The 22,774-nt window shown below is 63.2% G+C and carries 16 protein-coding genes; 6 read left to right on the top strand and 10 right to left on the bottom strand.

Features of this window, described 5'->3' with window-relative positions; translation table 11 throughout:
* The first annotated feature begins 9 nt into the window (after positions 1-9).
* The 5 genes from JQ575_RS33615 (at position 10) to JQ575_RS33595 (ending at position 6,166) form a co-directional block, all read left to right on the top strand.
* On the top strand, positions 10-867 hold the full coding sequence (locus JQ575_RS33615; protein ID WP_212037456.1) for an ABC transporter permease: 858 nt from the start codon (positions 10-12) through the stop codon (positions 865-867).
* Positions 864-2,603 (top strand): L-arabinonate dehydratase, encoded by a 1,740-nt coding sequence (gene araD, locus JQ575_RS33610; protein ID WP_212037455.1) that lies wholly within the window; start codon positions 864-866, stop codon positions 2,601-2,603. The genes JQ575_RS33615 and araD overlap by 4 nt, the downstream gene beginning before the upstream one ends.
* A 143-nt stretch (positions 2,604-2,746) precedes the next feature.
* A complete protein-coding gene (locus JQ575_RS33605) occupies positions 2,747-3,838 on the top strand; it encodes an SMP-30/gluconolactonase/LRE family protein (protein ID WP_212037454.1) in 1,092 nt (363 codons plus the stop codon).
* 114 nt (positions 3,839-3,952) lie between these two features.
* On the top strand, positions 3,953-4,672 hold the full coding sequence (locus JQ575_RS33600) for a ribonuclease activity regulator RraA (RefSeq protein ID WP_212037453.1): 720 nt from the start codon (positions 3,953-3,955) through the stop codon (positions 4,670-4,672).
* Between the two features lie 51 nt (positions 4,673-4,723).
* Entirely contained in the window at positions 4,724-6,166 is a 1,443-nt protein-coding gene (locus JQ575_RS33595) for an aldehyde dehydrogenase family protein (RefSeq protein ID WP_212037452.1), read from the top strand.
* A 172-nt stretch (positions 6,167-6,338) separates the two neighbouring features.
* On the opposite strand, the gene JQ575_RS33590 is transcribed toward JQ575_RS33595, so the two are convergent.
* Both JQ575_RS33590 and JQ575_RS33585 read right to left on the bottom strand, forming a co-directional pair.
* The gene (locus JQ575_RS33590) at positions 6,339-9,527 is read right to left on the bottom strand and encodes an efflux RND transporter permease subunit (RefSeq protein WP_212037451.1); all 3,189 of its coding nucleotides are present in this window, start codon (positions 9,525-9,527) and stop codon (positions 6,339-6,341) included.
* A gap of 135 nt (positions 9,528-9,662) precedes the next feature.
* Complete coding sequence (locus tag JQ575_RS33585) at positions 9,663-10,871, bottom strand: efflux RND transporter periplasmic adaptor subunit (protein ID WP_212037450.1); 1,209 nt, start codon at positions 10,869-10,871, stop codon at positions 9,663-9,665.
* Positions 10,872-11,047: 176 nt separating this feature from the next.
* Between JQ575_RS33585 and JQ575_RS33580 the strand changes: the two genes are divergently transcribed.
* A complete protein-coding gene (locus JQ575_RS33580; protein WP_212037449.1) occupies positions 11,048-11,656 on the top strand; it encodes a TetR/AcrR family transcriptional regulator in 609 nt (202 codons plus the stop codon).
* A gap of 27 nt (positions 11,657-11,683) precedes the next feature.
* On the opposite strand, the gene JQ575_RS33575 is transcribed toward JQ575_RS33580, so the two are convergent.
* The 8 genes from JQ575_RS33575 to JQ575_RS33540 all read right to left on the bottom strand — a co-directional run bounded on the left by JQ575_RS33575 (position 11,684) and on the right by JQ575_RS33540 (position 22,556).
* Positions 11,684-13,801: a S9 family peptidase gene (locus tag JQ575_RS33575; RefSeq protein WP_249167079.1), complete on the bottom strand. Its 2,118-nt coding sequence runs from the start codon at positions 13,799-13,801 to the stop codon at positions 11,684-11,686.
* Positions 13,802-13,995: 194 nt separating this feature from the next.
* Positions 13,996-15,711, bottom strand: coding sequence for an iron ABC transporter permease (locus JQ575_RS33570; protein WP_212037448.1), 1,716 nt, complete (start codon positions 15,709-15,711; stop codon positions 13,996-13,998).
* Between the two features lie 140 nt (positions 15,712-15,851).
* Positions 15,852-16,919: a substrate-binding domain-containing protein gene (locus JQ575_RS33565; protein ID WP_212037447.1), complete on the bottom strand. Its 1,068-nt coding sequence runs from the start codon at positions 16,917-16,919 to the stop codon at positions 15,852-15,854.
* 99 nt (positions 16,920-17,018) lie between these two features.
* Entirely contained in the window at positions 17,019-18,095 is a 1,077-nt protein-coding gene (locus JQ575_RS33560; RefSeq protein ID WP_212037446.1) for an ABC transporter substrate-binding protein, read from the bottom strand.
* Positions 18,096-18,135: 40 nt separating this feature from the next.
* On the bottom strand, positions 18,136-19,197 hold the full coding sequence (locus JQ575_RS33555; RefSeq protein ID WP_212037445.1) for an ABC transporter ATP-binding protein: 1,062 nt from the start codon (positions 19,195-19,197) through the stop codon (positions 18,136-18,138).
* 379 nt (positions 19,198-19,576) lie between these two features.
* On the bottom strand, positions 19,577-20,761 hold the full coding sequence (locus tag JQ575_RS33550; RefSeq protein WP_212037444.1) for an alanine--glyoxylate aminotransferase family protein: 1,185 nt from the start codon (positions 20,759-20,761) through the stop codon (positions 19,577-19,579).
* A 201-nt stretch (positions 20,762-20,962) separates the two neighbouring features.
* Entirely contained in the window at positions 20,963-21,796 is an 834-nt protein-coding gene (locus JQ575_RS33545) for an LssY C-terminal domain-containing protein (RefSeq protein WP_312016068.1), read from the bottom strand.
* A 64-nt stretch (positions 21,797-21,860) separates the two neighbouring features.
* Positions 21,861-22,556, bottom strand: coding sequence for a thermonuclease family protein (locus JQ575_RS33540; RefSeq protein ID WP_249167084.1), 696 nt, complete (start codon positions 22,554-22,556; stop codon positions 21,861-21,863).
* Positions 22,557-22,774: the final 218 nt, after the last annotated feature.

The raw sequence follows: 22,774 nt of genomic DNA, 5'->3' as shown, positions 1-22,774 counted from the left end.
GGACACGCGATGGGCGAAGCGAAAATTCTGATGCGCGACACCTCCGCCGCAGCCGCGTCGGTAGAGGTTGAGCGCAAGCTTTCAGTGCTCGAACTGCTGTGGAACGACGGCTTCGTCCGCAAAGCCGTGATCATCCTCTTCCTCGCGGTGGTCTGGGAAGTCTACGGCACTTATCTGGACAATCCGCTGCTGTTCCCGACCTTTCATGACACCATTGTCACGATGTTCGAGAAGGTGCGTGACGGCACCATTCCGCTGCGCGCCTGGGCGTCGCTGAAGGTGCTGTTCATGGGCTACAGCGCCGGCATCATCCTCGCCGCGATCTTCACCATTCTGGCGATCTCCACCCGCATCGGCACGGATTTCCTCGAAACCGTCACGGCGATGTTCAACCCGCTGCCGGCGATCGCGCTGCTGCCGCTGGCGCTGATCTGGTTCGGGCTCGGCAATGGCAGCCTCGTCTTCGTGCTGATCCATTCGGTGTTGTGGCCGGTGGCGCTCAACACCCATTCCGGCTTCAAGAGCGTGTCGAACACGCTGCGGATGGTCGGCCGCAATTACGGCCTGCGCGGGCTGCCTTACGTGGCGCGCATCCTGATTCCGGCGGCGTTCGGCTCGATCCTGACCGGCCTGAAGATCGGCTGGGCGTTCGCCTGGCGCACGCTGATTGCCGCCGAACTGGTGTTCGGCGTCTCATCCGGCCAGGGCGGGCTCGGCTGGTTCATCTTCGAAAACCGCAACCTGCTTGACATACCTGCTGTCTTCGCCGGCCTGTTGACGGTGATCATCATTGGCTTGATCGTGGAAAACCTGATCTTCCGCACTATCGAGCGCAACACCGTCCAGAAATGGGGTACTCAATCATGAGCAGCAAAAGCAAGACCCCCGACCAGCTTCGCAGCGCGCGCTGGTTCGCGCCCGACGACCTTCGCGCCTTCGGCCACAGGTCACGCGCGATGCAGATGGGCTACGCGCCGGAGGAGTGGAAGGGCCGCCCCGTCATTGCGATTCTCAACACCTGGTCGGACGCGCAGCCCTGCCACATGCATTTCAAGTCCCGCGTCGACGACGTCAAGCGCGGCATCCTGATGGCGGGCGGTTTTCCGATGGAGCTGCCGGCGCTGTCGCTGTCGGAATCGTTCCTGAAGCCGACCACGATGCTCTATCGCAACATGCTGGCGATGGACGCGGAGGAATTGTTGCGCGGCCATCCCGTCGACGGCGTCGTGCTGATGGGCGGCTGTGACAAGACCACGCCAGGCCTTCTGCTCGGCGCCACCAGCATGGGCCTGCCGACGATCTATCTTCCGGCCGGGCCGATGCTGCGCGGCAACTGGAAGGGCAAGACCCTGGGCTCCGGCTCGGACGCCTGGAAATTCTGGGACGAGCGGCGCGCCGGCAAAATCTCCGACAAGGATTGGGTCGATGTCGAGGCCGGCATCGCCCGCAGCTACGGCACCTGCATGACCATGGGCACCGCCTCGACCATGACCGCGATCGCCGAGTCGATCGGCATGACCCTGCCGGGTGCATCCTCGATCCCGGCCGCCGACGCCGGCCACATCCGCATGGCCTCGGAATGCGGCCGCCGCATCGTCGAGATGGTGTGGGAGGATCTGACGCCGAACAAGATCCAGACCCGCAGGGCCTTCGAGAACGCGATCACGGTGGCGATGGCGATGGGCTGCTCGACCAATGCAATCATCCATCTGATCGCGCAGGCCCGCCGCGCCGGTCAGGATATCGGGCTCGACGATTTCGAGATCGCCAGCCGCAAGGTGCCCGTGATCGCCAATGTGCGTCCGAGCGGCGACAAATATCTGATGGAGGATTTCTTCTATGCCGGCGGATTGCCGGGCCTGATGAGCCGCATCAGGGAGCATCTGCATCTCGACGTCATGACCGTGACCGGCCAGACGCTCGGCGAGAACATCGCGCGCGCCGAAGTTTACAACGACGACGTCATCCGCACCGTGAACGACCCGATCTATGCCGAAGGCGCGCTCGCGGTGCTCAAGGGCAATCTTGCGCCAGATGGCTGCGTGATAAAACCCTCCGCCTGCGAGCGGCGTTTTCTCAAGCACACGGGGCCGGCGCTGGTGTTCGACGACTACCCCTCGATGAAGAAAGCGATCGACGATCCCGATCTCGATGTGACCGCGGATCACGTCCTGATCCTGCGCAATGCCGGGCCGCAAGGCGGTCCCGGCATGCCGGAATGGGGCATGCTGCCGATCCCCACAAAACTGGTGAAGCAGGGCGTGCGCGACATGGTGCGGCTGTCGGATGCGCGCATGAGCGGCACCAGCTACGGCGCCTGCATCCTGCATGTGTCGCCGGAATCCTATATCGGCGGCCCGCTGGCGCTGGTCAAGAATGGTGACCGCATCACGCTCGACGTCAACGCCCGCACCATCAACCTCGATGTGCCGGAGGCGGAACTTGCAAAGCGCCGCGCCGAATGGAAAGCGCCGGAGCGCCGGTTCGAGCGCGGCTATGGCTGGATGTTCACCAGGCACATCAAGCAGGCCAACGAAGGCTGCGATTTCGATTTCCTGGAGACCGGCTTTGGCAAGCCGGTAGGGGAGCCGTCGATTTACTAGCGCAATCGTCAGTGCGAGCGAAGCGAAGCAATCCATCTCTCGGCACAAAAGGAAGAATGGATTGCTTCGTCGCTTTGCTTCTCGCAATGACGTGGATAACGAAGAACAAGGACCATACAAAAACATCCCAGGGAGGACCACCCATGAGCATCACACGACGCAACATCCTCGCCGCAGCCGGCGCCACCGCGGCCACCACGCTTCTCTCGCGTGCCGCCGGCGCGCAGTCATTCCCGTTCACGATGAACCAGCGCTATCCCGATCCGTCGGTGCAAATCCTCGATCCGAGCTTCACAAAATACCGGATCTATTCCTCGACCGTCGAGCAGATCGCGACCGGTTTCCGCTGGGCCGAAGGGCCGGCCTATTTTCCCGAGGGCGGCTATCTCCTGTGGAGTGACATCCCCAATAATCGCATTATGAAGTTCGACGAGAAGACCAACCAGACCAGCGTCTTCCGCGCTAACGCCAACTATGCCAACGGCAACACACGCGACCGCCAGGGCCGCCTCGTCACCTGCGAGCATTCGGTGACCCGCCGCGTCACCCGCACCGAGAAGGACGGCAAGATCACGGTGCTCGCCGACAAGTTCGAAGGCAAGCGGTTGAACGCGCCGAACGACGTCGTGGTCAAGTCCGACGACAGCATCTGGTTCACCGATCCCTTGTTCGGCATCAATGGCGAGTGGGAGGGCAAGAAGGAAAAGCCCGAACAGGCCACCACCAACGTCTACCGCATCGCCAAGGACGGCAAGATATCGGCCGTCATCACCGACATCGTCAATCCCAACGGCCTGGCGTTCTCGCCCGATGAGAAGAAGCTTTACGTCGTCGAGTGGAAGGGTTCGCCCAACCGCAGCATCTGGGCCTATGACGTCAACGCCGACGGCACGCTCGGCAGCCGCACCAAGCTGATCGACGCCGCCGATCAGGGCGCGCTCGACGGCTTCCGGGTCGATCGCGACGGCAATCTGTGGTGCGGCTGGGGCAGCAACGGCGCGTTGCAGCCGGATCCCGCTGACGTTGGCGGCCGCAAGGTGTATCAGCTGAAGGGCAAGTCGGAAGACCTCGATGGCGTGATGGTGTTCAACTCGGCGGGCAAGCCGCTCGCCTTCATCCGGCTGCCGGAGCGTTGCGCCAACCTCTGTTTCGGCGGCCCGAAGAACAACCGCCTCTATATGACGAGCAGCCACTCCGTGTACGCGCTTTACGTGGAAGCGCATGGCGCGGTGTAAGTAATTACCACCGTCATTCCGGGGCGCACGAAGTGCGAACCCGGAATCTCGAGATTCCGGGTCTGGTGCTAACGCACCATCCCGGAATGACGGAATAAACTGGGATAGAACAACATGACAAAACTGAGCGACGCCACCCGCAACAAACTCAAAACCGTCTCCACCGCCACCGTCGCCACCGCGCTGTTCAAGCGCGGCTTCCGCATTCAGATGATCCAGGATGTGCATCCGCTCGGGCCAAATCAGCCGGTGCTGGTCGGGGAAGCCTTCACGCTGCGCTACATGCCGGCGCGCGAGGACCTCAACAAGATCGAGGTGTTCCGCGACCGTGCCCATCCGCAACGCAAGGCGATCGAGGACTGCCCGCCCGGCGCGGTACTTGTGATGGACAGCCGCAAGGACGCGCGCGCGGCTTCGGCCGGCGCCATCCTGGTGACGCGGCTGATGAAGCGCGGCGCGGCCGGTGTCATCACCGATGGCGGCTTTCGCGACTCGGCCGAAATCGCCGCGCTCGGCTTTCCCGCCTACCACCAGCGGCCGAGCGCGCCGACCAACCTGACGCTGCACCAGGCGATCGAGATCAACGTGCCGATCGGCTGCGGCGACGCGCCGGTGTTCCCCGGCGACGTCATTCTCGGCGACAGCGACGGCGTGATCGTGATTCCCGCGCATCTTGCCGACGAAATCGCCGACGAGGCGGTCGAGATGACGGCGTTCGAGGATTTTGTTACCGAAGAAGTGCGCAAGGGCCGATCGATCCTCGGCCTCTATCCGGCAACCGACGAGCAGACGCCGAAGGATTTTGCGGCTTGGCGCAAGGCCAACGGGCGGTAATATGCCGCCGGCTGGCACCAACGCTTTTTTCTCCAACAGTGAGTCCACATCATGCTGATGTTCAACAATCTGATCGACGGCGAATGGCTGTCCGATGGCGCCCGCGCGCCCAACGTCAATCCATCCGATACCAAGGACATTGTCGGCCAGGCGGTGCGCGGCACGCGCGCGCAGGCCGAGGCCGCGATATCAGCTGCAAAGGCCGCATTCCCGGCCTGGTCGCGATCGACGCCGCAAGTGCGCTACGACATCCTGAAGAAGGCGTCGGACGAAATCCTCGCGCGCAAGGACGAACTGGGCCGGCTGCTGTCGCGTGAGGAAGGCAAGACACTGCCGGAGGGCATCGGTGAAGTCGCGCGCGCCGGGCAGATCTTTGCGTTCTTTGCCGGCGAATGCCTGCGGATGGCGGGCGAGAAGCTCGCCTCGGTGCGTCCCGGCATCGACATCGAGATCACGCGCGAAGCGCTCGGTGTCGTCGGCCTGATCACGCCGTGGAATTTCCCGATCGCGATACCGGCCTGGAAGATCGCGCCGGCGCTGGCCTATGGCAACACCGTGGTGATCAAGCCCGCCGACCTCGTGCCGGGCTCGTCGTGGGCGCTGGTCGATATCCTGCACCGTGCCGGTTTGCCCAAGGGCGTGCTCAACCTCGTGCTTGGACGCGGCTCGGAAGTTGGCGCCGTCCTGCTCGAACATCCTGATGTCGCGGCCATCAGCTTCACCGGCTCGGTCTCCACCGGCCAAAAGGTTGCCGCGGCCTGCATCGCCTCGCGGCCGATGAAGAAGTTTCAGCTCGAGATGGGCGGCAAGAATCCGCTGGTCGTTCTTGATGATGCAGACCTGAAAGTCGCGGTGGAATGCGCCGCCAATAGCGCGTTCTTTTCCACCGGCCAGCGCTGCACCGCCGCTTCGCGCCTGATCGTCACATCAGGGATCCACGACAAATTCGTCGAGGCCCTGATCGAGCGGATGCGTGGCCTGAAGATTGACGACGCCGTCAAGGCCGGGACCGATATCGGCCCGGTCGTCGATCAGAGCCAGCTCGATCAGGACCTCAAATATATTTCGATCGGCAAGGATGAGGGTGCAAAACTCGCGTTCGGTGGCGAGCGCCTCAACCGCGATGCGCCCGGCTTCTATCTGCAGCCGGCGCTGTTCACCGATGTGAGCAACACCATGCGGATCGCGCGCGAGGAAATCTTTGGACCGGTGGCCGCGGTCATCAGGGTCAAGGACTATGCCGAAGCCCTGGCGACCGCGAACGACACCGACTTCGGCCTGTCGTCCGGCATTTGCACCACCAGCCTGAAATACGCCAGCGACTACAAGCGCAATTCCGAAGCCGGCATGGTGATGGTCAATCTGCCGATCGCGGGCGTCGATTACCACGTGCCGTTCGGCGGCCGAAAAGGCTCCAGCTTCGGCGCCCGCGAACAAGGGCGTTATGCGGCGGAGTTTTATACGACGGTGAAGACGGCTTACACGCTGCCGTAAGAATTGCGGGCGGTGCCTTCTTAACCTCTCCCCGCTTGCGGGGAGAGGTCGGATCGCTCTTGCGATCCGGGTGAGGGGGTACCGCCCTCACCGCACTTTCAGTATTCGCGGATAGAGCCCCTCACCCCAACCCTCTCCCCGCAAGAGCGGGGCGAGGGAGGAATTCATCCTCTCATTCCGCCGGATGGCGCGCGATATTTCCCACCGATGCCTCGCCATGCTGCGTCAGCGGCCGGTTGCCGGCCAAGGCGCGCAGCAGCACGTAGAACATCGGCGTAAAGAAGATGCCGAACGCCGTGACGCCGATCATGCCTGAAAACACCGCAACCCCCATGGCATGACGCATCTCGGAACCTGCGCCGGTGGAGATCACCAGCGGCACGACGCCCATGATGAAGGCCAGCGAGGTCATCAGGATCGGCCGCAGCCGCAAGCGGCTGGCTTCGATCGCGGCTTGCACGGGCGTACGTCCGGCGAATTCCAGCTCGCGCGCGAACTCCACGATCAGGATGGCATTCTTGGCCGACAGTCCCACCAGCACGATCAACCCGATCTGCGTGAACACGTTGTTGTCGCCCTTGGTCAGCCAGACGCCGAGCATCGCCGCCAGCAGACCCATCGGCACGATCATGATGATCGACAATGGCAGGGTCAGGCTTTCATACTGGGCGGCGAGCACCAGGAATACCAGCAGCAGCGCCACCGGAAACACGATCAGCGACGAATTGCCGGCAATGATTTCCTGATAGGTCAGGTCGGTCCACTCGAACGCGATGCCCTTCGGAAAGGTCTCTGCAGCGATCTTCTCCACCGCTGCCTGAGCCTGCCCGGTTGAATAGCCGGGCGCCGCACCGCCATTGAGGTCGGCGGTGAGGAAGCCGTTGTATCGCATAGCGCGTTCCGGCCCGGCGCTCTCCTTGATTTTCAGCAGCGCCGATAGCGGCACCATCTCGCCGGTGTCGGAGCGCACCTTCAGCAGCCCGACGTCGTCGGCGCGGGCGCGAAATTTTGCGTCCGCCTGCACCCGCACCGAATAGGTGCGGCCGAACTTGTTGAAGTCGTTGACGTAGAGCGAGCCGAGATAGATCTGCATGGTTTCAAACACGCTGGTGACGGGCACGCTGAGCTGCCGCGCCCGGGTGCGATCGATATCGGCATAAAGCTGCGGCACGTTGACCTGATAGCTGGAGAACAATCCCGCCAGTTGCGGCGCAGCGCTGGCCTTCGCGATGAACGCCTTGGTGGCGTCGTTGAGCGCCTCATAGCCGAGCCCGGCGCGATCCTCGATCTGCAGCTTGAAGCCGCCGATGGTGCCTAAGCCCGCCACCGGCGGCGGCGGGAACATGGCAATGAAGGCTTCCTGGATCGCAGAAAACTTGCCGTTGAGCTGGCCGGCGATCGCGCCCGCGCTGAGATTGGCGGCCTTGCGTTCTTCAAAAGGCTTCAAAGTAACGAACACGATTCCCGAATTCGAGCTGTTGGTAAAACCGTTGATCGACAGACCGGGAAACGCCACGGCGCTTTCGACGCCCGGCAGCTTCAAGGCGATATCGCCCATGCGACGGATCACCTCTTCAGTGCGGTCCAGCGTCGCGCCGTCAGGCAGTTGCGCGAAGCCGACTAGGTACTGCTTGTCCTGGCCGGGCACAAAGCCGCCTGGCACCGCCTTGAACAGCCCATAAGTGACGCCGATCAGCGCGACATAGGCGACCATCACGATCGCGCGCCGCGAGATCACGCGCTTGACGCCGCCGCCATAGGCCTCGGAACTACGGCGGAAAAAGCGGTTGAAGCGTTGAAAGAACCAGCCGAGCACGCGGTCCATGCCACGGGTCAGCGCGTCCTTTGGCGCATCGTGCGATTTCAGCAGCACCGCCGCCAGCGCCGGCGACAGCGTCAGCGAATTAAACGCCGAAATCACCGTCGAGATCGCCACCGTCAGCGCGAACTGCTTGTAGAACTGGCCGGTCAATCCCGTAATGAACGCCAACGGCACGAACACCGCGATCAGCACCAGTGCGATGGCGATGATCGGTCCGGTGACTTCCTGCATCGCCTGGTACGCCGCTTCCTTTGGCGTCAGCCCCTGCTCGATGTTGCGCTCGACGTTCTCGACCACGACGATGGCGTCATCGACGACGATACCGATCGCCAGCACCAGCCCGAACAGGGTCAACGCGTTGATCGAGAAACCGAACACATGCATGACGGCAAAGGTGCCGATGATGGAAACCGGCACCGCGATCAGCGGAATGATCGACGCACGCCATGTCTGCAGGAACAGGATGACCACCAGCACCACGAGGGCAACGGCTTCCAACAGCGTGTGCACCACCGCCTCGATCGAGGCGCGAACGAATTGCGTGGGGTCATAGACGATGCTGTAATCCATGCCGTCGGGCATGTTCGCCTTCAGCTCGACCATCATCTTGCGGACGGTGTCGGAAATCTGGATCGCATTGGAGCCCGGCGACTGGAAGATCGGCACCGCGACCGCGGACTTGTTGTCCAGCAGCGAGCGCAGCGAATAGTCCGCGGCACCGAGCTCGATCCGGGCGATGTCGCGCAGCCGCGTGACTTCGCCATTGGCGCCGTTCTTGACGATGATTTCGCCGAACTCCTCCTCGGTTTGCAGCCGTCCCTGCGCGTTGATGGAAAGCTGCAGATTGAGCCCGACTTCGCTCGGCGACGCGCCGACCACGCCGGCGGCGGCCTGCACGTTCTGGGCCCGGATCTCGCGCACCACGTCGGAAGCCGACAGCCCGCGCTCGGCCACCTTCTGCGGATCGAGCCAGACCCGCATCGAATAGTCGCCGGAACCGAACAACTGTACCTGGCCGACACCTTCGATGCGCGCCAGCCGATCCTTGACGTTGAGCACGGCATAGTTGCGCAAATAGGTCATGTCGTAGCGGCCGTTCGGCGACAGCAAATGCACCACCATGGTGAGGTCAGGCGCGCTCTTGATCGTGGTGATGCCGAGGGTGCGGACTTCGGCGGGCAGCCGCGGCTCGGCCTGCGCCACGCGGTTCTGCACCAGTTGCTGTGCCTTGTCGGGATCGGTGCCGAGCCGGAACGTGACGTTGAGCGTCATCAATCCGTCCGTCGTGGCCTGGCTGCTCATATAGAGCATGCCTTCGACCCCGTTGATCTGCTCCTCGATCGGCGTCGATACCGTCTCCGCGATCACCTTGGGGTTGGCGCCCGGATATTGCGCGCGCACCACCACCGTCGGCGGCGCGACTTCCGGATATTCCGAGATCGGCAACGCCGGCAGCGACAGCAGGCCCGCCACGAAAATCAGCGTCGACAGCACGCCCGCAAAAATCGGTCGATCGATGAAGAATCTGGAAAAGTTCATGACATTGTCTCGCTGATATCGGCGCTACGAAGCGCAAGGGTCCCGGCGCGGCCGACCGTGATCGACCCCACTGTTTCACTCTGTTGCTTTTTTGATATTGCCCGGTGCTCTCGTAAGAGCACCGGGATCAGATGGCTAACGCTGCGCCAGCTCGGTCGCAGGAGAAGCAAATCCCATCGCGACGACCTCGGGCGCGACCAGCGCACCGGGACGCACGCGCTGCAGTCCCTTGACCACAATGCGCTCGCCGGCCTGCAGTCCGCCGGTCACCACGCGCATGCCGTCGATCGATACGCCGAGCGCAACTTCGCGATATTCCGCCTTGCTGTCCTTGTCGACGACCATCACGAATTTCTTGTTCTGGTCGGTACCGACGGCGCGCTCGCTGATCAGCAACACCGGCTCGGCTTTGGGTTGTCCCATCAGCAGCCGCGCGAACTGGCCGGGCATCAGGCGTCCATCGGCGTTGTCGAATACCGCGCGCACGCGCACCGTGCCGCTGCGCGCATCGACCTGGTTGTCGATCAGCTGCATCCGGCCCTTGTAGGGCGTGCCATCGGAGGTGCCGGTCCCCATCTGCACCGGGATGCGCCCGATCTCTGATGGCGTCGATTCATCCGCCAGCGTCCGCAACGCCCGCGTCACCACCTGCTCATCGGCATTGAAGCTGGCGTAAATTGGATTGACCGACACCAGCGTGGTCAGCACCGGCGTTCCGGGTCCGGCGGCGATCAGATTGCCGACGGTGATCTCGAGCTTGCCGACCCGACCTGTGACCGGGGCCCGCACTTCGGTATAGCCGAGATTGAGCTTTGCCGTTTGCAGCGTCGCCTCGGCCGCCTTCAGATTGGCTTCGGCTTCGCGGTAGGCGTTGACGCGACCGTCAAAATCCCGCTGCGAGATCGTGCGCGAATCCGTCAATTGCTGGCCGCGCTCGAAATCGCTCTTGGTGAGGATCAGGCGCGCCTTGGCCGCGGCGACCTGGCCTTCGGCGCGCGCCACATCGGCTGCGTAGAGCGACGGATCGATCAGGATCAACAGGTCTCCCTGTTTGACCAGCGCGCCCTCCGTAAAGTGAATTTCCTGGATCGCGCCTGCGACGCGGGAGCGGATTTCGACCCGCTCGACGGCTTCAAGCCGGCCGGAAAACTCGTCCCAAGGGACGGTCTGCCGGGGTGCCACGACGGAGACCGAGACCGGCAGCGCCGCCGGGGCTGCTGCGGCTGCCTCGGCCTGCGCGCTACCGCCGCGACCGCTCAGGAAAGTTGCCCCGGCGGCGATGGCCAAGGCGGCCAGCACCAGCCCGGTTCCAATCAAGCGTTTGTTTTTTATAATATTTTTCATGATGACCCCAGACATTCGGCGCTGTTCCCCGATTTGAGACGGGAGCGGGCACGACACCCGATCCCCGTCTACGTTGCAGCGCACACATTCATAACGCTCGGTATAGATGGGCCATCGACATCCCCTGTCAAGTCACTTATCTAACGATCGGTAGGAAATTGGAGGAGGACCCCATCATGGCCATGGGACGGCCCCGCGAATTCGATGTCGACAAGGCGCTCGACCTGGCGCTCCAGGTGTTCTGGAGCAAAGGCTATGAAGGCGCGTCGATCGCGGATCTCACCGAAACCATGGGGATCACCAAGCCGAGCCTCTATGCCGCGTTCGGCAACAAGGAAGAGCTGTTTCGCAAGGCGCTCGACAAATATGTCGACGGCCCCGGCGGTTACTTTCAGGTCGCGTTGGCCAAGCCGAACATCCGCGCCGTGGTGGAGCACATGCTCTATGAAAGCGCCGACGCGGTCACCGGTCCCGACCACCCGCCGGGATGTCTGGCGGTGCAGGGCGCGCTGACCTGCGGCGATGCCGCCGAGTCCATCAAGCAGGAATTGGTGGCGCGCCGCGCCAAGGGCGAACAGGATTTGCGCGAGCGCTTCGAGCGGGCGATCGCCGAAGGCGAGCTACCCGAGGGATCCGACGCCGCCGATCTCGCGGCCTACCTCTCCGCGATCCTGCAGGGCATGGCAGTGCAGGCGGCTGGCGGAACCACGCGGGAGCAGGTGCGCAAGATCGCCGAGATGGCGCTGCGCACATGGCCGCCGCCACCTGATCTGGCGACGGTCTGACGCGGCAAGCGCGGGCGAGGGAGAATGTTAAACGTCCGCTCTATCCGCCAATCCAACCGCCCACAGCGCGAACGCATAGGCGATCGCGACCTCATCCAGCCGGTTGAAGCGCCCCGACGCGCCGCCATGGCCGGCGCCCATGTTGGTCCGCAGCAGCACCGGGCCGCCGCCCTTCATGGTCGCGCGCAGCCGCGCGATCCATTTCGCCGGCTCCCAATAGGTCACGCGCGGATCGGTCAGTCCGCCCATCGCGAGGATCAGCGGATAGTCCTTGGCTTCGATGTTGTCGTAGGGCGAATAGGACAGGATGGTCCGAAAATCCTTTTCGCTCTCGATCGGGTTGCCCCATTCCGGCCATTCCGGCGGCGTCAGCGGCAACGTGTCGTCGAGCATCGTATTCAGCACGTCGACGAACGGCACTTCCGCGACGATGCCGGCGAACAATTCGCCGGCACGGTTGGCGACCGCGCCCATCAGCATGCCGCCGGCGCTGCCGCCATGGCCGACGATGCGCTTTGCGCTGGTGTATTTGGCCTCGATCAAGGCGCGGCCTGCCGCCGCAAAATCATCGAACGTATTGGTCTTCTTCTCGCGCTTGCCGTCGAGGTACCAGCCCCAGCCTTTGTCGGCGCCGCCCCGGATATGTGCGATGGCATAGACAAAACCGCGATCGACCAGCGACAGCCGGTTGGCCGCGAACGAGGCCGGCATCGCCATGCCGTAGGAGCCGTAGCCGTACAGCAGCAGCGGCGCGTTGCCGTCGCGCACGAGATCCTTGCGGTGCAGGATCGAGACCGGCACCTTCGCCCCGTCATGCGCCGTCGCCATGATGCGGGTGGTGACGTAGTCGGCCGGTTTGTGGCCGGACGGAATCTCCTGCCGCTTGCGCAGCACCCGCTCCCGCGACGCCATGTCATAGTCATAGACTTCCGATGGCGTCGTCATCGACGAATAGGAAAACCGCAAGTTCGTGGTTTCGAATTCATAGCCGCCCATGGTGTCGAGCGAATAGGCCGCTTCATCGAAGGCGATGGCGTGTTCTTCGCCCGATGTAAGGTCGCGGATGATGATCGCGGGCAGCGCGTTGGCACGCTCCAGCCGCACCATATGGCCGGCGTAAAGCTCGACATCGAGCACATAGATGCCCTCGCGATGCGGGATCAAATCGCGCCAGTTGGCGCGCTCCGGCGCCGCCAGCGGCGCGGTCATCACCTTGAAGTCGATCGCGTCATTGGCGTTGGTGAGGATGAACAGTTCGCCGCCGCGATCGGCGATCGAATATTGCACGCCTTCCTCGCGCGCCGCGACCAGCCGCGGCGGCGTCTCGGGATGCGCCAGATCGATCAGGCGCTGCTCGGAGGTTTCATGGTCGCCGCCGGCGATCACGCAAAAGCGCCCGCTGGAGCTCTCATGCAGATGGGTGAACCAGCCGGAATCCTGCTCCTCATAGATCAGCGTGTCGTCCGCCTGCCGGGTGCCGAGGCGATGTCGCCACACCTGCATCGGCCGGTGGTTGTCGTCGAGCTTGACGTAGAAGAAGCTTTGTCCGTCCGTGCTCCAGACCACGCCGCCATCGGTCTCCTCGACGAGGTCGTCAAAGTCCTTGCCGCTGCCCCAGTCGCGCACGCGAATCGAAAAATATTCCGAGCCCTTGGTGTCGGCGCTCCAGGCCTGCAGCTTGTGGTCAGGCGAATGTCGCGCGCCGCCGAACTTGAAATAGCTGTGGGATGCCGCCAGCGCATCGCCGTCGAGCACGATCTCAACGTCGCCGCCATTGCGCGGGGTACGGCCGAACATCTCGTGCTGGCCGCCCTCGCGGAATTTCCGCAAATAGGCGAACGGGCCGTCCGGCGACGGCACGCTGGAATCGTCTTCCTTGATGCGCCCACGCATCTCCGCGACCAGCTTTTTCTGGAGCGGCGCGGTGTGGCCGAGCAGGCTCTCGGTGTAGTCGTTCTCGCTTTCCAGATATTGCCTGATGTCGGCGTCGAGGATCGAGGGGTCGCGCAGTACCTCCTGCCATTTGGCGTCCTTCAGCCACGCGTAATCGTCGCTCACCGTGATGCCGTGGGTGGTGAACGAATGCGGGCGGCGCGGCGCCACCGGCGCCTGCAGTGAACGGCCTTTAGTCGTGGGTTCGGTCAAGCGATCCTCGTTTCAGTCGGTATTGCTATGTTGTCATGCGCGGGCTTGACCCGCGCATCCATCAAAAAGAAAGCGTCCTCAAGCGGATGGATTGCCGGGTCAAGCCCGGCAATGACGGCAAGAGGCTGTTGGGCATTATATCGGGTCGAATGCGCCAATTGCCAGACGGGATTGCTTTGCTCAGACGTTGTCGGTCAGCTATTCCTCAACCGTGCCGCGGCGTTGCCGCCCGGGATGCGGTTGACGGCGAGCACCACCGCGAAGGTGATGATCAGCATCGCGATGCCGAGCACCGCGATCGCGGCGAGGTCGCCGCTTTCGTTGAGGTCGTAGATTAGCACCGACAGCACCTTGGTCTGCGACGTAAACAGCACGATCGCCGCCGACAATTCGCGCATCACGCCGATGAAGATGAAGCACCAGGTCGCGATTACGCCGGTACGCAGCAACGGCGCGGTGATCTGGCGCAGCGACTGCAGCCGCGTCGCGCCGAGGATGCGGCTGGCGTCTTCGAGTTCGGGGTGGATGGTCGCGAACGCCGCCTGCAATTGCTGATAGGCCGACGGCAGGTTGATGGTGAGGAAGGCCAGCAGCAGGATCCACAGCGTGCCGTACAGCACGAAGGGCGGCCGCGTGTAGCTCAGGAACAGGCCGACGCCGAGCACGATGCCGGGCACCGCGATCGGCGCGGTGGCGAGAAAGCCGAGGAAGCGATGCCCCGAGATCACGCGCCGCGTCGTGACATAGGCGATGACCAGCGCCAGTAACGTGCCGATGGTCGCCGTCGAGGCGCCCAGGATCACGGTGTTCTTGAGCGCGAGCTGGGTCGACGACAGTTCGGTGAACACGAACACGATGTTGTGCAGCGTCGCCGTCGCTGGCGTCACCAAGGTGGTCGCGTTCGGCGAGAATGCCGCGTTGAGCAGCGCCAGATAGGGCAGGAACACGGGATTGAGCAGCACGATCAGGCAGAACGCCAGCGCTACCCAGCGCCAAGCCTTCATTTCGACCTGGCGCGGCGCGCCATATTTGCCGCCCACGACGGAATAGCCGCGGCGGCCGAGCAGGAATTTCTGGCCCTGCAGCAGCAGGATCGTCAAGAGCAACAGCGGCACCGCGGCCGCCGCAGCGAGTTCGGGCTTGGGCGGATACTGGAACAGGCTCCAGATCTTGGTGGTCATGGTGTGGAAGCCGGCCGGCAGCGCCAGGATCGCCGGCGATCCGAACAGCGTCATCGCCTGCAGGAAGGCGATCAAGGCGCCGGCGACCAGTGCGGGCAGCGCCAGGGGAATCGTGACGCGCCGCGCCGTGGTCCACGCTTTGCCGCCCAGAATGGCGGAAGCGTCCTCAAGCTCGCCCGGCATGTTGTCGAGCGCGTTGGCGACCAGCACGAACACAAACGGAAACGTGTAGCAGGAGATCACGAAGATGATGCCGGTCAGCGAATAGATATTGAAGAGATGCGCGTCCGATCCGGCTCCGGTCAGGAACCGATAGAGCTGGTTCAACAGCCCGCTGTTGGGCGCGGCCAGCAATTCCCAGGCGACCGCGCCGAGAAACGGCGGCGTCACGAACGAGGCGGTGACCAGCGCACGGATGGTCTGCCGTCCCGGCATGTCGGTGCGCGACACCAGCCAGCCGATCGGGGCGGCGATGATGCAGCAGATCGTCGCCGACGTGGTCGCGATGATCGCGGTGGTCAGCAAGGGATCCAGAAAATCCGGATCGGTGAACAGCTTGATGAAATTCTGCAGCGTCGGGTTTCGCGCCTTGTCGGTGAAGGCATACACCGCCAGCCACGACATCGGCATCACGATCAGCACGATCATGACAGCCGCGAACAGCCACAGGATAGGTTTGGTCCAGTCGAGTTTGGCTTTGGCGGGTGCGGTGTCGGTGGCGAGGGTCATTACAAACTTTCTCCGTCATTCCGGGGCGCGCGTAACGCGAGCCCGGAATCCATTCATCAGCGAGCAGGCGGCGCAATGGATTCCGGGCCTGCGCCAAGAGGCGCATCCCGGAATGACGGGGTGAGAACGGTTACGCAAACTCACACCCGAAACAACTTCGCATACTTCGTCTTTATCTCTTCCGTCATCGCCTCGACGCCCGCAGCGTCTTCCTTCATCAGCTTGATGTCGGAAAGCTTGCGGCGTCCCGGTTTCGACTGCACCTGCGGATGAGCCGAATATTGCGCGGTGTAGTCGACGAAGAATTGCTGGATCTCGCGCGTGTGGAGCCAGGTCTGGAACAGTTTGGCCGCGTTCGGATGGGGTGCGGTCTTGAAGATTGCAGTCGGCCCCGAGATCGTCGGTGTGCCCTCGGTTGGATATAACGGCTCGACCGGCTGGCCGGCCTCCTTCAGAAGCACGACGCCGTACTCATTGCCGTCGGCCATGACAGCACGTTCGCCGAGCGCGAGCTTCTTTGGTGGATCGGTCGAGGATTGCACCTGCATCACGCGCTGCTTTGATAGTTTTTCGAGATAGCCCCAGCCCAGCTCACGCACCAGCTGGAAGGTCGCGGTCATGATGGTGCCGCTATAGGACGGATGAGCCTTGACCATCCTGCCCGCCCATTTCGGATCGAGCAGGTCCGCATAGCTCTTCGGCGCGTCCTCGGGCTTTACGAGGTTGGTGTTGTAGGCGATCGACGACAAGTAGATGCGCGAGGTCGCGGACATTCCGTCGGGATCGCGATAGGTTTCCGGAAAATGTTTGGCAACGTCTTCCGGCAGGAACGGCATCAGCCAGCCGTTTTTCTTCCAGGTGATGATGTGCGAGGCGTCCGACGTGTTGATGATGTCGGCGGCGCGGATGTTGCTGGCGAATTCCTGGTCGACCCGCGAGAACAGCCGCTCCGAGCCGGAGCGCTCGATCTGCACACTGATGCCGGGATAAGCCGCCTCGAACGCCTTGCCGAGCTTCTCGCCGACCGGCAGATCCATCGAGGAATACAGGACGACCTTGCCTTCCTTCTTGGCCGCTTCGATCAGGCCGGGGTTGATCGCGACCGGTTCCGGCGCCTGGGCGCGAACCGGTGACGCGAACACGGTGCCGAGCGCGAGCGCGGCCGAGCCCTTGATGACGTCGCGGCGGTTTAAGACGTTTTTTGTCATCTCGATTTCTCTCTTCGTCATTGCGAGCGCAGCGAAGCAATCCATCTATCCGTTATGCCGCGCGATGGATTGCTTCGCTGCGCTCGCAATGACGCCGCCCTACACACGGAAAATCTTCTGATAGCGCGCCTTGATCTCCTCGCTCTGGGCCTCGGCGCCCGCGGCGTCTTCCTTCATCAGCTTGATGTCCGCGAGCGGCTTGCGGCCGGTATGTTCCTTCACCTGGGCATGCAGCGACCGCAGGCCGCCGGCGTCGATGATGATCCGCTGCGCGTCCGGCGTGAAGCAATAGTTCTGGAACAGCTTTGCCGCATTGGGATTCGGCGCCGCCTTGAAGATGCCGTTGGGTCCGACGATGAACGGCGTGCCCTCGGTGGGGTACACCACCTCGACCGGCTGGCCGGCCTCCTTGAGCAGGAAGATATTGTACTCGGTGCCGTCGGCCATCACGCTGCGCTCGCCGAGCGACAGCTTCTTCGGCGGATCGGTCGCCGATTGCACCTGCATGATGTTCTGTTTCGCGAGCTGCTCGTAATACGCCCAGCCGATGTCGCGAACCATCTCGAAGGTCGCGGTCAGGATCGTGCCGCTATAGCCGGGATGCGCCTTGACGATCTTGCCCTTCCATTTGGGATCGAGCAGGTCCTTGAAACTCGTCGGCGCGTCTTCGGCCTTCACCAGTTTGGTGTTGTAGGCGATCGGGCTCAGCGTGGCGCGGAAGCCGGCAAACGTCCCGTCGGGATCGCGATGCTCGGGCTTGTAATGCCTGGCGACGTCCTCCGGCACATAAGGCAGCAGGATGCCTTGCCGCTTCCATGCCAGGAGATGCGCGGCATCGGAGGAATTGGCGATATCGACGGCGTGCACGTTGCTGGCATATTCCTGGCCGATGCGCTGGAACACGCGCTCGGCGCCGGTGCGTTCGACGCGCACCTCGATGCCGCCGAATTTCGCCTTGAACGAAGCCGCGATCTTTTCGGATACCGACAGATCGATCGAGGTGTACCAGACCACCTTGCCTTCTTTTCTTGCCGCCTCGATCAGTTGCGGCGTGATCGCTTCCGGCGGCGGCGCCTGCGCGCGGGCGGGCGAGGCGAACACGGTTCCGAATGCCAGCGCCGTCGAGGCCTTCAGCGAGCCCTGCAGCACCTCGCGCCTGGAGAGTTTTCGCTTCATTGCATCCTCCGCTTCTTGTTCTTTGTCGGCTGAAGGCTCTTTACCGGCTGAGCGCCCGGCAGCGGTCGGGCGGCAGGGTGAGCCAGACTTCGGTTCCCTTGGCGACATTGTTCGCGGTCGGCGTGGTGACGCGCAGCGAGGTGCCGTCGGCCACCTCCACCATGTAGTCGCGCGCCACGCCGAGATAGACCTGCCGCGTCACCGTGGCCTTGATCGCATTTAGCGGCGCCGCCGGCGTCTGCGTCGAAAGCTGGATATCGTGCTGACGGATCGCGACCGGCGCGCTCTGGCCTGACGTCAGCGGCGCACCGACCACCTGCAAGGTCGCGCCCGCGAACGAGACATGATTGCCATCGCGCGCGGTGCCTTTGATCACGTTGCTGGCGCCGATGAAGCGCGCGACGAATTCGGATTCGGGACGCGCATAGATGTCCTCGGGGGTGCCGAGCTGGTCGATCTTGCCGCCGTTCATGACCGCGATCATGTCGGCCGTGGTCATCGCTTCCGATTGGTCATGGGTCACATAGATCGTGGTGTAGCGATATTCGTCATGCAGCCGGCGGATCTCGAACCGCATCTCTTCGCGTAAGTTGGCGTCGAGATTCGACAAGGGCTCGTCGAGCAGCAGCGTTTCCGGCTCGACGATCAGCGCGCGCGCCAGCGCCACGCGCTGCTGCTGGCCGCCGGAGAGTTCGCCGGGGTAACGCTGCGCCAGCGCCTCGAGTTTCGTCGTCGCCAGGATCGCGGCGAGCTTCTTTGCGATGATATCGCGGTCCAGTTTGCGCAGGCGCAAGCCGTAGACGATGTTCTCGGTCACGGTCATATGCGGCCACAGCGCGTAGCTCTGGAAGATCATCGACATCTTGCGCTGTTCGGGCGGCAGCGTCCGCGCCTTCGACGACACCAGCCGGTCGCCGACATGGATCTCGCCGTCGGAGGGTTCTAAAAAGCCTGCGATCAGCCGCAGCGTGGTGGTCTTGCCGCAACCCGATGGTCCGAGCAGGCAAACCAGCTGACCATGATCGATCCGCAGCGAGACGTTATCGACCACCGCGAGCGATCCAAATCGCTTGGTCAGGCCGCGCAATTCGACGGACGCCAATCGGAATCCTCCAACGTTTCTTGCACCGGAGTCTGCGCCCGGCTTTCACTGGCATGCAGTATAAGCACTAAATGCGACGCGCGGGAAAGCCTTCGCGTCAGACCGTGATCGAATTGAATCGATTCGAAGTCTCGCTCTCTCACATTGTGAGAGAGATGCGCGCGAGTCTGACCGAAGGGCAGCCAACGCGCCGTCATGGCCGGGCATAGCCGTCTGAAGGACGGCGTCGCTTCCGCTCGCCTATATCCCGGCCATCCACGTCTTTCTTGCTTAAGTGAAGATAAGACGTGGATGCCGGCATCGCAGACAAGTTTACGCGGTCTGCGCAAGGCAGACCGCTTTGGCCGGGCATGACGGTGTGGTGGATATAATGCGTCCCTTACGCGCTCACACTCTCGCCGAGCCACTCAATCGCGGCTTCGGTTCCGCCCTTGCCGTGGGGAATGTTGAGGGCGTTGAGTCCGACTTCGATGACACCGAGCGTGCCGAGGACCATCGGCGCGTTGACGTGGCCCATATGGGCGATCCGGAACGCCTGGCCGGAGAGGTCGCCAATGCCGGTCCCAAGCACCACGCCGCATTTTTCCTTGCAATAGCGCTGCAGCGCGGCGGGGTCATGGCCGTTCATCGTCACCGTCGTCACGGTGTTGGAGCGCTCGTTTGCTTCGGCGATGTTGAATCCGATGACCTGGCCCTCGGCCCAGACCGCGACCGCGCGGCGAACCGCTTCGGCGAGCAGCCGGTGGCGCAGGAAGGCATTCTCCAGGCCTTCGGCGTGGAGCATATCGATCGCCTTGCGCAGCGCGAACAAGAGATGCACCGGCGCGGTGCCGGCATATTTGCGGTAATGCTCGCTGCCATCGCGCTCGGTCCAATCCCAATAGGGCGTGCGCAGGTTTGCCTTCTTGTGCACCTCGCGAGCGCGGTCGTTGGCGGCGACGAAGCCGAGGCCCGGAGGCGTCATCAGGCCCTTCTGCGAACCGGACATCGCGACATCGACGCCCCAGGCGTCCATCTCGAACGGTACGCAGCCGAGCGAGGCAACCGTGTCGACCATGAAGAGCGCGGGATGACCCGACGCCTTGATCGCCTTGCCGATCGCTTCGACGTCGTTATAAGCGCCCGAAGCGGTATCGATCTGCACGGCGACAATGGCCTTGATCTTGTGCTCCTTGTCCAGCTTGAGGCGCGCCTCCACTTCGGCCGGGCGGATCGCGCGGCGCCAGTCGCCTTTCAGGACCTCGACCTCAGCGCCCATCGCGGCCGCGGCATTGCCCCAGCCGATCGCGAAGCGGCCGCTTTCCAGCACCAGCACCTTGTCGCCCCGCGACAGCACGTTGGAGAGCGTCGCTTCCCACGCGCCGTGGCCATTGGCGATGTAGATGTAGGAGTGGCCCTTGGTCGCGAACAGCTTGGAGAGATCGCCGAGCAGGCCGTGCGTCAGGTCGAGCATCTCTTTGGAATAGATATCGAGCGCCGGACGGTGCATCGCCTGAAGCACTTCGTCGGGCATGGTGGTGGGTCCGGGGATGGCCAGAAATTCCCGGCCCGCGCGAACGGTCATTTTTCTTATTCCTTATCGGTGGAACGCGGAATCAAGGCGCCCGAGGTTTGGTAGGACTGGAACATGACAATAATCGATTGAAACCGTCATTGCGAGCGCAGCGAAGCAATCCAGGGCCGCAAAAAGACTTGATCGCTCCTGGCGTTGCTCCCTTGCGCAATTGCTCCGAGTTTGTCGCGGGCAATGGCGGCAAATGGCAGCTTATTTTCCCATTGCCCCCGCGATCGCATGCCAGATCTGGTCCTTCAACTCGGTCGCCGGCGGGCTCGGGATCGTCACCGCGGGGCCGTCCCGCTTCCGGCACGCCTCGACCAGCCGCAGCACCCAGATCTCGCCGTCGGTGTAATAGAGGTCGCCGCCGCCATTATAGCCCGCAATCGTCGGCCCGATGCCGGTCACCTGATATTTCGCGGTCACCATGCCGGCATTTGCGAGGTCGGCGCTGAGCCGCGCGCGCTCGGCGTCGAGATCGGCGCTGATGTGATGCGTCACCGCGCCGGTGTATCTGCTGACGCCGACGCTGCGGTCTTGCGTCGCCGCGCCGAGCCACACCGGACGTTTTTCCTCGCCCTGGTCCAGCACCTTCCAGTAGCGCACGTGGTTGCGGCGGTCGGCGCTGGCGCCGATCGGCTTTTCGTAAGCCAGATCCTCGCGGCGTTCCTGATAATAGAGATTGCTGACCGGCGCATCCTTGTAGGGGCGGTCGAGCAGCACGCTGCCTATGATCTCGATCGATGATTTCAGCGTGATCGGATCGGCCGGATACCAGCCGGCCTGATGCATCGCGCAAACCACGTCACTGATGTCGCCGATCAGGCCGACATTCATGGGATCGCCGGGAATGCCTTGTCCCGTGCGCGTCACCATCGGCAGATCCGCAAGGCCTTTCTGGTGCTCATAATGCGTCCACAGCCCGGGCAGGATCAGATAGGCGAGCAGGCCATAGCCGCAAAGGATGAACAGGGTGAGCGTAACCGCGCGGCGCAGCCCGCCGCGATGTTTTGGCAGTGGTCCATCAACTTGTGTGCGCGCCACAGCGTTGCTCGTTGAGTTGCGGCACTTGTCCCTCGCCCCGCGCTTCGCGGGGAGAGGTAAGATCCTAGCGTTTGGTCTCGCGGCAGCCCGCTGCTTCGGCCTCTTCGACCGAGCAGAACCAGCGCGTGCCCTTGCTGATCTTCATCTCGATCTTCGCGTACCAGCGGCTGGTCGGCTGGTGGAAAATGCACTCGCCGGCGCGATTGACGTTGCCCTTGATGGTGCAGTCGGGCGACGGCGCGACCGAGCCGGAGGCCGATGCCAACAGGATGGTGATGGCGTTCTCGGGCGGCTTGGCGGCGCCGAGAATGGCGGTCTTCTTGTCGCGCGCGCGCCAGTCCCACGGCGCGATGAAGGCGCCCTGCCACATGCCGGCCTTGGCCTCGCGCGCGGCCTTTTCATCCGCCTCATAGTCGCGGGAAATCCGGGTGAACGCCAGCGCCCAGCCGTTGGCGACCAGCCATTTCTGGACGTCCTCGCCGCCGACCTCGCATCGCGCCACGGTGCGGCCGCGGCGATCGACGGCGCGGGTACGGCAGGTCCAGCTCTTGTTGCCGAAATGCTTGATCAGTTCGTCACGCGCTGCGACGCCGCAGGTCCAGCGTTCGCCCTTGTTGTTGAGGCAGAGCTGGTCCACCGCCGGCGCGTCGATGCCGCCGAGCCGAATGCGGGTATTGCCGATCTGCAGCTTGTCGCCTTCGCGGATTTTCGGCACGCCGGTGATGTCGGCGGCATGCGCCATCGCCGGCAGTAACAACATCAGAACGGCGCAAAGCCAGATCTTCGAATTCCAAACCTTCGATTTCAACCGCTTCGATTTCCAGATCTTGGACTTCATGGGCAATCCCGGCGCGGCAATGTGCAACATGATTGCACGGATTGTGCGGACATTGAGGCCGGCTCGCCAGTGCTCTGGGGTCGCATCGCTTTCAACTTCCCGTCAGAAGGAGGCGCTTCTTCTTACCCTCCCCGGAGGAG

The organism is Bradyrhizobium sp. JYMT SZCCT0428, from assembly GCF_018131075.1.
Taxonomy (GTDB): domain Bacteria; phylum Pseudomonadota; class Alphaproteobacteria; order Rhizobiales; family Xanthobacteraceae; genus Bradyrhizobium.
The sequence above is the reverse complement of the archived record's forward strand: the minus strand, read 5'-3'. Positions and strand labels throughout refer to the sequence as shown.